14 protein-coding genes are annotated in these 11,849 nt (G+C 35.3%); 2 read left to right on the forward strand and 12 right to left on the reverse strand.

The features are described 5' to 3' along the window. Positions 1-7 precede the first annotated feature (7 nt). From AC1Q8M_RS11550 to AC1Q8M_RS11565, 4 genes are all read right to left on the reverse strand, one after another. The gene (locus tag AC1Q8M_RS11550; protein WP_000026359.1) at positions 8-760 is read right to left on the reverse strand and encodes an IclR family transcriptional regulator; all 753 of its coding nucleotides are present in this window, start codon (positions 758-760) and stop codon (positions 8-10) included. 155 nt (positions 761-915) lie between these two features. After that, entirely contained in the window at positions 916-1,467 is a 552-nt protein-coding gene (gene lepB, locus AC1Q8M_RS11555) for a signal peptidase I (RefSeq protein ID WP_000662498.1), read from the reverse strand. Positions 1,468-1,490: 23 nt separating this feature from the next. Next, complete coding sequence (locus tag AC1Q8M_RS11560; RefSeq protein ID WP_000895115.1) at positions 1,491-2,168, reverse strand: copper homeostasis protein CutC; 678 nt, start codon at positions 2,166-2,168, stop codon at positions 1,491-1,493. A 197-nt stretch (positions 2,169-2,365) separates the two neighbouring features. Beyond that, a complete protein-coding gene (locus AC1Q8M_RS11565) occupies positions 2,366-3,073 on the reverse strand; it encodes an ArsR/SmtB family transcription factor (RefSeq protein ID WP_001103831.1) in 708 nt (235 codons plus the stop codon). 69 nt (positions 3,074-3,142) lie between these two features. Between AC1Q8M_RS11565 and AC1Q8M_RS11570 the strand changes: the two genes are divergently transcribed. Then, on the forward strand, positions 3,143-3,613 hold the full coding sequence (locus AC1Q8M_RS11570) for a DinB family protein (protein ID WP_000991274.1): 471 nt from the start codon (positions 3,143-3,145) through the stop codon (positions 3,611-3,613). A 214-nt stretch (positions 3,614-3,827) separates the two neighbouring features. Here the strand turns inward: AC1Q8M_RS11570 and AC1Q8M_RS11575 are convergent, their stop codons facing one another. The 8 genes from AC1Q8M_RS11575 to AC1Q8M_RS11610 form a co-directional block, all read right to left on the reverse strand. Further along, positions 3,828-4,976: an acyl-CoA dehydrogenase family protein gene (locus AC1Q8M_RS11575; protein ID WP_001218355.1), complete on the reverse strand. Its 1,149-nt coding sequence runs from the start codon at positions 4,974-4,976 to the stop codon at positions 3,828-3,830. A 154-nt stretch (positions 4,977-5,130) separates the two neighbouring features. Continuing rightward, positions 5,131-5,763, reverse strand: coding sequence for a YdcF family protein (locus AC1Q8M_RS11580; RefSeq protein ID WP_000662218.1), 633 nt, complete (start codon positions 5,761-5,763; stop codon positions 5,131-5,133). A gap of 329 nt (positions 5,764-6,092) precedes the next feature. Next, positions 6,093-6,680, reverse strand: coding sequence for a GNAT family N-acetyltransferase (locus AC1Q8M_RS11585; RefSeq protein WP_000402588.1), 588 nt, complete (start codon positions 6,678-6,680; stop codon positions 6,093-6,095). 390 nt (positions 6,681-7,070) lie between these two features. Beyond that, positions 7,071-8,399, reverse strand: a complete 1,329-nt coding sequence (locus AC1Q8M_RS11590; protein ID WP_001289425.1) for a YjiH family protein — start codon at positions 8,397-8,399, stop codon at positions 7,071-7,073. Between the two features lie 111 nt (positions 8,400-8,510). After that, on the reverse strand, positions 8,511-9,389 hold the full coding sequence (locus tag AC1Q8M_RS11595; protein WP_000553381.1) for an aminoglycoside phosphotransferase family protein: 879 nt from the start codon (positions 9,387-9,389) through the stop codon (positions 8,511-8,513). Further along, entirely contained in the window at positions 9,390-9,905 is a 516-nt protein-coding gene (locus AC1Q8M_RS11600) for a GNAT family N-acetyltransferase (protein ID WP_098366021.1), read from the reverse strand. It lies immediately after the preceding gene. A gap of 23 nt (positions 9,906-9,928) precedes the next feature. Beyond that, a complete protein-coding gene (locus AC1Q8M_RS11605; RefSeq protein WP_000820204.1) occupies positions 9,929-10,396 on the reverse strand; it encodes a DUF2691 family protein in 468 nt (155 codons plus the stop codon). Positions 10,397-10,606: 210 nt separating this feature from the next. Beyond that, positions 10,607-11,041, reverse strand: coding sequence for a ferritin-like domain-containing protein (locus AC1Q8M_RS11610; protein WP_000282830.1), 435 nt, complete (start codon positions 11,039-11,041; stop codon positions 10,607-10,609). A gap of 271 nt (positions 11,042-11,312) precedes the next feature. On the opposite strand from AC1Q8M_RS11610, the gene AC1Q8M_RS11615 reads away from it, so the two are divergent. Further along, positions 11,313-11,819 (forward strand): GNAT family N-acetyltransferase, encoded by a 507-nt coding sequence (locus AC1Q8M_RS11615; protein WP_001139531.1) that lies wholly within the window; start codon positions 11,313-11,315, stop codon positions 11,817-11,819. The last annotated feature ends 30 nt before the right edge of the window (positions 11,820-11,849 follow it).

The raw sequence follows: 11,849 nt of genomic DNA on the forward strand, positions 1-11,849 counted from the left end.
CCTCTTTCTATGCCAAAAAGCCGAGTTCTTTCGAAATGCGATGTGCTGTTTCTTTCACCTTAGCGATAAAATATGAAATGTTACTTTCGCTGTACTCAATTGCTAATCCCGAAATACTCATACCTGCTACAACCGTTCCATCACTTGCGAAAATGGGCGCTGCTATTGCGGCTGTATGATTTTCTAACTCAGAATAACTAATTGTGTAGCCTTCCTTTTTTGCCATTTGCAACACTTCTAGCAATTGTTCCTTATCCACAATTGTTCCATCTGCAAACTGTTTTAAATCCACTTCCTCTATGTATCTCCGTTTCTCTTCCTCAGAAAAATACGATAGTAAAATTCTCGGACATGCACCAGCATAAAGCGGTGCTCTTCTTCCAACCGCCGTATACACGCGTACTGGCTGAACACCTTCCATCTTTTCAACATAAATTGCGTCATTACCATCTTGAATTATTAAATTAACTGCCTGTCCTAAACTATCTCTAAGTTCTTTCATATAAGGAATTGCTATATTTCTTACTGATAATCGGTGTGAAACAAGTTGACCGAACCGTAAAAATACGACCCCTAAACGATATTTCCCCTTTTCGTTTTTTTGTAAAAACTCCATCTCTTCCAACGAACCAATTAAACGATAAACAGATGTTTTCGGCATATTTGTAAGCTGAACCATCTCAGTTAAACTTAGCTCTTCATGCTCATAAAACAACTCTAAAATATCCATTGTCTTAACTGCCGTTTTATTTATACTCATTCTATCTCCCTTTCGTTCCGAATTACGGAACTTAAATTCCGTTTTTCGAAACAAACATATAATTTAAAATTATAAAATATTCTTTCAATTCATTCAATAGATTTTAAGCAAATAAAAAAGTATGGAAGAATATCTCTCCCATACTTCACCACACTTTATAACGCTCTTACTTGTTCCAACGGCCAGAAAACAGCTTGTCCTTTTCCGACAATTTCATCTTCTGAAATAAAGCCAAACATGCGACCATCCTTAGAAACTTCACGATTATCCCCTAAAACAAATACTTGGCCTTCTGGCACTTTCGTTTTCCCAGTGATTTGTTCTAACGTAAAGTCTGGAGTTAATACACGGCCTACTGCTTTTTCTTTAAACTTTTTTAAATATGGTTCTTCCATCGCTTTTCCGTTTACATATAAAACATCATTTTTATACTCAACTGTGTCGCCTGGCAAACCAATTACTCGTTTTACTAAATCGTATCCTTCTTTTCCGTGGAAGACGATAATATCAAAGCGATCTAATCCACTTATACTATAACCAATCTTATTCACGAGAACTCGTTCGTTATTTTTTAAAGTGGGCATCATTGATTCACCTTGCACTAAAGAAGGTGTAAATAAAACACCGCGAATAATAGCAATTAATACAAGGGTAAAACCTATCGTTTTAGCCCAAGAGAATAATTCTTTCTTCGTATTTTCCTTCATCGTTTCTCCTCTTTCTTAAGCACTTATTTTATGATTTCAACTAATTCTTGTACTAAATTAGGGTCTATTTCAGAAAAACATGATTTTCCTTCTCTTACCGCTGTACCGACATGAGCTTGCGAAATTCCAGTTTCATCTAGCAATCGCTTTATATTTTCTTTCGTCACCCCAGCTCCAGCTACAAGCTGAATTTGACCATCGCTTACCTTTTGCATTTCTGTAAGCACCGGAATATTCTCTACTATATTTCCTTGTCCACCTGAAGTTAAAACGTGAGTCACTTTATGAAACTTCTTTAAAGTGTTCATTGCTTCTACTGGATTTTCTATATCATCTATCGCACGGTGGTACGTTACATTTATTCCATCTACAACAGATAGTAAGTTCGCTAATTTCCCTTCATCCACTTCATTTCGTTCATTTAATACACCTAATACAACACCAGCTACTCCTAATTTCTGAGCAACTACAATATCTTCTTTCATCATTTCAATTTCTTCTTCCGTATATGTAAAAGACTTCGCATGCGGACGAATCATAACATGAATTGGTATACTTACCGCTTCTACCGCTTTCTTTATAAAAGCATAACTCGGTGTTAAACCACCTTCTGTATAAGATGAAATTAATTCAATCCGCTTCCCGCCAGCACTTTCAATTCGTTTTACATCTTCTAAACATGTTGCAATAACCTCTAGCATGAGATGACCTCTTTTCGTGCTTTTTTCTTATTATAACATTAGTAAAAATAAGAAGCCTAGCTTTCTCCTTTAAAACTTAAAAAAGAAGAATGAAAAGAAAGATTTTTTATTAGCAACGATTATTGATAACATCCTATTATTCATGTACACTCCTACCATAATGAAAAAGCCCGTCATTTTGACGGACTTTTCTAATTTCAAGCTTTTCTTTCCTCAGTTTTCATATCAATGCCTAATTGATCTTCTAATAACTTTACACCTTTCTTTGTAAGATGGACAGCTCGGTTCTTATCCGTTTTCGTAATCCATCCCTGTTCAAAAAGCAGTTTTGCAATTGCAGACCCTAACCAACCAGAAATATGGTAGCGTCGTTCACTCCAATCAAGACAAGGTTTTGCAAATACCCTCCTTTTTATATCTGCCTTATCAATATTTATTCCAAAATTCAGAAACCATTTCTTACCTTGTTCCGTTACAATGTATTCTCCATCCTCTAAAATTATAAATTTCCTATCAAGTAATTTTTCAGTTATCTCTACACCGAGTTTGCCTGCAAGATGATCATAACAAGTTCGAGCATAACGAATTTGTTTTAGTTGGCTTGATTGTTTTAAAGAGCGAACTTGAACTGTTGGTGCAATTGTCCCTAACTTTTCAAGCACTTCTGCAACTTCTTGATTAGCAAGTCGATAGTAGCGATGTCTACCATGTTGTTCAACTGTAAGTAAATTCCCTTCTACTAATTTAGAAAGATGCGAACTAATTGTTGGATGTGACACTTTTGCCATATAAGCCAATTCACTAGCAGGTAGTGCCTGATTATTCATTAGACACTCTAAGATGATTGCTCTTGTAGGTTCAGCAATTAGTTTAGCTATATATGAGATATTCGGATATACATTCATATTTCGATGATACCCTAACTATTAAATTGATACAATTATTTTAAGTTTAATAGTAAAGGAGAATGTATTATGAATGCAATTGATCTTAGTATATTAAATTTAAAAGAAACGAGAAGGCGCTCAGAAAAATTATGGAATTCTCTTCCCGATAATTTTCTTAATTGGAAGCCTGATCCTGAGGCTATGTCCTTTGGTGAAATGATTCGTCACGTATGGAGCTCAACTTTTTACTATCATATGATTATAAAAAACAACGGTTCAATAAACGACATACGTACCCCGTATGATGACGAGCCAATTACTTGTGTAAAAAAAGAAATTGAATTGGCACAATCATACTTTACTGACTTCATAGAATATGTTCAATCAATAAGCATAGCCGAGCTAGATTCAAGACTTATTGATAGAAGTGATGTTGGCTATCAACGATATTTAGGTGATATGCTATTAAGAATTGCCTATCATGATGCGGTCCATGCAGGTCAATTTTTACAATATTTACGAATGGTAAACTTAGAAAGACCATTAATTTGGGATTAAATACGAAAAATGTTTATACAGCCTCCAAACTGGCATTACAATAAGAATTTTCAACAAGAAACAATCAAAAAACCATGATAATCATTTATATTAAAAACCTACATCTCAACCAAGTACTTCATACACATAAAAAGCACGGGTTTGATTACTAATCAAACCCGTGCTTTCAAAACAACTATAATATCCATAAACAATAAAATGTAAGCTTTAAATACTACGACCGAAACGCCGCATCCGCCAGCATAGACAATGTTGCATCATCCATCGGTGGATTGTGTAATCCTGCTCTGACGTTTAAATAGTAACGATGGAGCGGATTTTTTTCTGATAAACTTTTTGCTCCTACGATGCGCATTGATTTATCCACTATGGATATCGCCGCATTTGTTACGGCGTATTTCACTGCCGCTAATTCTGCTTGCAGTGACAGTTTATCTTCTGCCTCATCGTATTTTTTCGCAATTTGATATAAAAAGACGCGAGCTTGCATAAGCTCGAGTTCTAATTCTCCAACTAATTTTCTAACATTCGGTAATAAACTAATAGAATGGTTTAAACTATTTGGCTTGTATGATCCCGCAAATTGAACTGCATAATTTCTTGCTGATTGTGCAATTCCTAAATAACATGCTGGTATATGTAGCAACCAGCCAATACCCTTTTGTTTCACTTTCCCGCCTTTTACATCCGTAAAAAAGCGGCTTTCTATCTCTACATTTTGTAAGACAAGGTCGTGGCTAGCAGTCCCTCTCATTGCAACGCTATCCCACGTTTCTTCAATAGATACACCGAGTGTATTTCTTGGAATGACAAACTCACCAACTTCTTCTTGGCCTTCCATACTTGCTGAAATAATAAAATAATCAAGTACTGGCGCCATCGTTGTAAAAGTTTTTCTTCCATTTATAACCCACTTCTCGCCTTGTTGAACCGCTATTGTTTCTGGTTTGCCGCCACGCGTCGGACTCCCTGTTTTCGGTTCTGTTGCTGCCCTGTTAAAGAGCGCACCATTACGTACTTCTTCGCAAAACCATTTGAACATCTCATCATTCCAAGAGCGATTTTCCGCTAGCTCCTTCACAATGCCAAGATGCCAGCCAATCGATAATGCAGTAGCTCCACAGCCTTCCGCGATTTTCTCTTGAAATAAAACGAAGTCATATAAAGAAATCGCACTATCACCAAATTCCTTCGGTAACGTTAATTTCGTATATCCAATATCTTTCAAATCATTTATATTTTCATACGGAAATGATCCTAATTCACTTAGCTGATGCTCCCTTTCCATGAACTTCGGAATCAATTTATTTATTTTCTCAATAATTAAAGACTGTTCTTCTGTTTCAACAAATGAGAGTGCCATACTATAATCTCCTTTATGCTCGATTCATAAACCGTTCATTTTGTCATTATGATTATATGAAGCTACCTCTCTATTGTTTCACTATTCCGATAAAAATACAATGTTTTTGACTAATAAGAAAAGTTCCTATTTAAGGATAGATTCTTTTCTTATATTAGTCCCCCTTCAATGCTTTTAACGGCAAAGAGGTTACATATCCAATATACGAGAATAATTCTTTAAAGAAGAATGGTATTTCTGTATCTAACGTTTTATATGCTGATGTCGGCGTTGGTGAAGCATACGCTTCAATATTAATATGTTTTGCGATTCTCATTGCGCGTTTCATATGAAGTGGATCACTTACAATCGTGTATGTTTGTATACCGTTCTCTATTCCAACTTGCTTCGCATTTTTTAAATTTTCTTCAGTGAAAAGGGATTTAGTTTCAATTAAAATATCTTCCTCTTTTACACCTTGTTTCATTGCATATACTCTTGCAGTACGTGCTTCCTCAAGTTCTGCCTCGAACTTTGTACCACCTGTAAAAATAATCTTTTTAATATTTCCGTTCCTATATAAAGAAATCGCATGATTAATTCTTTCTTTAAATACAGGAGATGGTTTTCCATTCCATGAAGCTGCGCCTAGTACGATACCAGCATCCGTTTTCACGTCATCATTTGCTTTAAAACGATAACTCCAAATATCGTAAGCTGCATAACTTACATATAAAATAGCAGAACAAATCATTAGTAAAAATACTTGAAAGATTCGTCTTTTCTTACTTTTCTTATTTTCTTTCATTTGTAATTGCCTCCGTACATCATCCATACTTCTATAAAAAACATTTATATCAAATCGTTTTGTTTGAGTTTATTTAAAAGAAGGAACTTTACTTGTTATTTATGTATAAAAGGGTTTTCATTTAAAATTGAGGATTATCAATTCATTTTCATTTGCGGTTTTCATTACATTTTTTAAATTCATAAGTTTATTACCATACAACTACATTGTAACGAATTTTTTCTCAGAAGGGAACGATGAAACAAAAGGAATTAAAATAAAGTAGCATTTTGTAAGAAAAAAGGTATATTTTTCATATCTCACGAACAATATACCTTTCAAAACACGAATTATAACTTTTCTTTATACAACTCTAATTTTTCTAACAATTGTTCTTTTACGCCTGGCCATTCACTCGAGATAATACTGTACACCACCGCATCTCTCACATAACCATTCGGTAATTTTCTTTCATTTCTAAGCACACCTTCTTTTACTGCGCCTAATCTTTCAATTGCTCGTTGTGCTTTTTCATTTCTTGTATCCGTCTTAATTTGCACTCTCAGCATATGCAATTTTTCAAAAGCATACTGAAGAAGCATATACTTACACTCTGTATTTATACTCGTACGTTGCACACTCGGATGATACCACGTTTGCCCTAACTCAACTGTCTTATCTTCTACTGAAATATTATATAAACGTGTACTTCCTACAATCTTATTCGACTGTTGATCTACGACTATGAAAGGTATTTGAGTACCTCTTCCGTAACCCTTTATCGCTTTTTGAACGTATTGTTGCATATCTTGCACACTATCCATTTTAGAAATTAAATACGCCCAAATATCCCGATTTCCTTCTACAATCGAAAACAAAGTTTCGACATCAGTATTATCCATTAACCGCAACTTTGCTCTTTCGTGAATAATTTCCATTTTTAAGCCCCCTTTGTTGTTACTATATCATAAGAATCAAAAACTTATTATAAGAATAAAGAAATATAAAGAAAAGAATTCTTTTCAAATATATTCTTCTCGTATAAGGTAGGAAGACTCATCAGTAACCCTTAAAAAAGAATTTTTTTGATAATTTCCAATAAATTCTATATAATGATAAACGGGAGGGGATAATAAATGCTAGATCAAATTACTTGGGGAACGCCAGGCAGCTTATTATGCTTAGGATTCTTTTTTGCGGGACTAGGAATCTTCTTAAGAAGCGTTACGTCATATACGAAAAATAAATAAGAATATCCCGCTTTTAAACAAAAGAAGCCCTCTTTTTTACAGACGGCTTCTTTTGTTTAACTTTATCTTATTAAAACTTCAAAGCAACAAATAAGCAATCGGCGTAATGATAAGCAACGTTAAAATCGTTCTCTGCACATACAGAATAATAAGTTCAGATACTTTTAACGGAATATCTGTTGATAATATACAAGGAATGGAAGCGGAGAAAAACAGTATAGATGATACGGAAACAACTGCAATGACAAACTTTGTCACAAGTGGTGCACTTACTACTAATAATGACGGTAAAAACATTTCTGCAATACCAACTGATGCAGCTTTAGCAGCTAAGTCTGCTTCCGGTAATTGTAATAGCCATGTAAACGGATAGAAAATATAACTGATCCAATCAAATATTGGCGTGAACTTCGCTAAGACGATACCAATTAATCCTACTGACATAATAGATGGTAAAATTCCCATTGTCATAATAAATCCGTCTTTTAAATTCACTGTAATATTTTTCATAATGCTCGGTGCAGACTTTGATACTTCTAACGCATCCTCCCAAGCACGTTCTAGCATTTTTTCTTTATAAACAGGCTCTGGAAATCCTTCTTCTGTTACATATGTATCTGGTTTTCTACTAAGGGGCGGGATTCTTACGGTGATAGCAGTCACGATGAATGTTACAACAAGCGTAGTCCAAAAATAAACATTCCATAAATGCATAATATCTAATGTTTTTGCGATGATGATCATAAATGTAGCGGATACTGTAGAAAATCCTGTAGCGATAATTGCTGCTTCTTTTGTCGTATACTTTCCTTCTTTATACACACGATTCGTAATAAGAAGGGCAAGCGAATAACTTCCAACGAAGGAAGCAACTGCATCAATCGCCGATCTCCCTGGCGTATTCCATAATGGCCTCATAATCGGACGGCAAAATGTACCGATAAATTCAAGCAATCCATATCCAACTAATAACGCTAAAAATGCCGAACCAATTGGAACGAGCAAACTTACTGATATGACTAGCTTCTCATACAAAAACGGCCCAACATCTGGTGCAAAGAACCAAGCTGGCCCTATTTTCAAACAATATAATACTCCAAAAACGACACCAACTACTTTTAAAATAGAAAAACAAACGTCTACGATAGATGCATTCCATTTCTTCGTATAAAATGGATAAATCGCACCAATTGCCATAACAAATAATGCATAATAAGGTACTACACCTGGAACGGAAGCCCTGATCCACGATACGATATGATCAATCATAATAGACGATGCACCGTTTATCGTAACAGGAACGAAAAACATAAACACTCCAACGAGACTAGTAAGTATAAACCGAAGAATAATCCCCTTCTCTCGCCCTGTCTTAATTACATTACTCTTTAATTCAATTTCACTCAAAATTCGACACCTCCTATTATCTAAATATTCTGTATAATTATGTTATATTCCTTCTTTCTATTTCTACTATTTAATCATATGAAAAAGCCTATTTTAAAATAGGCTTTTCTATTACCTCTCATAATCATCCACAATCACTTGCATGATACGATACAATTCTTCTGCTACTTTTTCATTACTACCCCTATTCGCATCATATGTAATTAACGCCTTCCAAAGTGCCCATCCTCTCGCTCTATTCCACGTTTCTTCATCCATGCGTAATACTTCTTTAAATACATTTCTACTATTTTCATCAAAAAACGTCCACGCCATCGCTGCATCACAAGCAGGATCTCCTACTCCTAAAATACCAAAATCAATTACAGCACAAAGCTTTCCACCTTTAACGAGTAAATTACCCGGCGCTACATCTCCATGCACCCAAACTGGTTTACGATCCCACGTTGAGCTAAGTGCTAAATTCCAAAGATGCTTTAATAATGCATCTTCAAAAATATCCTTATTATTTTCGATAGCAACTCTCGCCTCTTCATCATATACCGATATAAGTCCGCCCCGGTAAAAATTATGCGGTCCAGCTAAAGGGCCGTTACTCGCATTAATAGATTGCAATTCTACTAAAAAAGATCCTAAGTCCGCTGCAAATTCATTTAAATCACGAACGTTTTGTTTCGTAACTGTTTCTCCCTCTATCCACTTATTAATAGACCAAGGCAATGGATACGCTTCAGACGGATTTCCTTTCGCAATTGGTGTAGAAATTGGTAAAGAAAGTCCCTTACTTAATATAGGAAGCCAACTATTTTCTTTCTCTACTTGCGGTGCATATGCCACATCACTTGGCAATCTTACACTCATCTCATCCCCTAAGTGAAACGTCCTATTATCATGCCCACTAAACTTTACAGGTTTCACTTCTAAAGGGGCCCATTCGGGAAACTGTTCCTGTATTAACTTTTCAACTAAACTTACGTTAATTGGATGCATTCACATTCTCCTTTTCTTTTGAAACTTACTAAGCCCATCCGTACTTCCAACATATTCAAAACCATTTTTCTTATAAAAATCATTCAACGTACGATTATGCCCCACGCAATCTAACTTCAAATACTCTTTATCACATTGTACATTCTCGTTTATCCACTGTAAAACCCTCTCTCCTATTCCATTCCCCTTATATTTTCGTTTCACCGCAAATCTATGAATATATAATGAATTAGAAACTTCCTCTTTACCAAAAATGTGTTCATCCCATTCATTTTGTTTAGGAGAAACTGTAATCGTACCAACTATTTCATCTTCTTTCAGAACAACATACGTATATTTCTCTCTTATACGTTCTAGTATTTCAGCCGTAGCTTCCTCTCCTAAAAGATACTGCCACTGATCCACTTCTTTATGTTGTAGCCATTGTGCTACTTCTTTTAATAGAGTTTTAATACTATCACTCTCATTTTCGGTAGCAATTCGAATTGCATATTCTTTACTTATATTTCTCTCCATATTGCCTTTCCCCTTTCAAATTGCTACCATACTGACAAACGAGTCCTTCCATCATTTTCATCTGTAATATATTCTACATAAAATCCTTGATTCACTGCGTTTTCATACATCATTTCAATCTCTTCTTGGTTTTTCGCATAAATTTGCATATACTCACCATCCGCTACTAATACGACTACTTCACACTTACTCTCCTTAAATTCTTCAAATGTTGCAATTTCTCCTAGTACCTCTCCTTTTAGACATGCTTTTAGATCTAAAAATAAAAGATAATATATGTTATCTTTTATTAGCTTTTTTAATTCTGATCCTTCCATGATCTCGTTATCTTCTGAAAATAATTCTGGACCTAATTCATTCCCTATTATTATATAAGCTTCCTCCCTTCCCATGACTTGCCAATCAAATACAGTAATATCAATTGACTTTAATACTTTCCAAAGTAAATTATCATATCCATCTAGAATATCTACTGTAATCCCTCTTTTCATATGCTTGCTCCTAACTTATTCATTTTCATACATTATATATGAAATGTAATTACTATATTTTGTCGATACATATGTACATCATAAAAAACCGCTCCACTACTAGCGAAACGGTTTCCTTTTGCTTACATTTAAATATTTCATTCAATTGTTGCACTGCGTTTTAAAATAATTTTTAATATATGCACCACATCATTCGTTCATTCTTAATGCTCACTTCGACTTCACGAAGTAATATAAAAACCATACCGCATGGTTTTGTTCATCTGCAGCTATTCTCCGTAACAACTCTTTCAAATGTGCATCTGATGTCTCATCTGAAATTTCCAAATAAAAATCTACTGTTTTTTGTTCATCTTGTATAGCGAACTCTAATCCTTGTAAATACGTATTTGGGCAGTCTTCAGTAATTTGTGGTTTCGGCTGCCTACCAGTTAAGTTCGTATAAATTTGTACAAAGTTGTGGAAATGCTTTATTTCATCATTACGAATTTCAAGAATTTGTTTTTGTTCTACTTGATTTGGAGCCATATTCGCTAATTTTGCATAGCAGCTTATGGCGCTATACTCTCCATTTATAGCTTTTTCAATATCACTTATCAACTTATCATTTTGCCTATACCAATCATAATAATTTGAATTATACATCGTATCCCCCCATACTTTCGCTTAACATTTTATGCATTTAGAAATAGTAGGAGCCTGTGTATTTAACGGGACGGCTTTAGAATGAAAGAAAAGTTTGAGAAAAGGGTCTATTTTGTAAAGGAATTGCTTATGCATAAAATAATACTATTGTATACTGTTGCTATAAACTCTCGCGGGAGTTAGGAAAATAAATTCGCGAATCAACGATTGGTTCAACATGATGCGGTGCGAAGCTATTATGAGTTAAGTGACATAATTAGGAGGTTCCACTATGCCATCTTTATTTAAAACTATGGAGTTCCAGCTAAAAACCGAACGACTTGACCTGAGTATGTGGGAGGAATCCGATTCAGTTTGGATGAGGAAATTAATTGGCGAACGTGGTGTGGACATGCCGACCCTCGACTCCGTTCGTAACCGGCTTATTGAGATGCGTAAGAAGGCAGATGAAAATGGCATTTCCCTTCTCACTATTCGAAGAAGAGACGAAGGCGATTTCATCGGATACTGCGGCTTGATTATCGGTCGTTCCACACTTGAAGAGCCGGAGATTGCATACGAGTTGTTCCGCAGCGCTCATGGTAAAGGTTATGCGACTGAGGCGGCATCTGTTGTACTGGACGCGGCGATTGCTACTGGGCGCCAAAGACTTTGGTCGACTGTAGGTGCTTGGAATATCGCTTCCCTCCGGGTACTAGAAAAGATAGGATTTAAGCGTCATCACAGTACGTGGGATGACGAACGTGGTGAGATTGTCTGGAATGTACGTGACCTTTAGAGATCCCGACTTAATTCTAAACATAACACT

It is taken from the genome of Bacillus sp. GW823-FHT06A10, assembly GCF_058795375.1.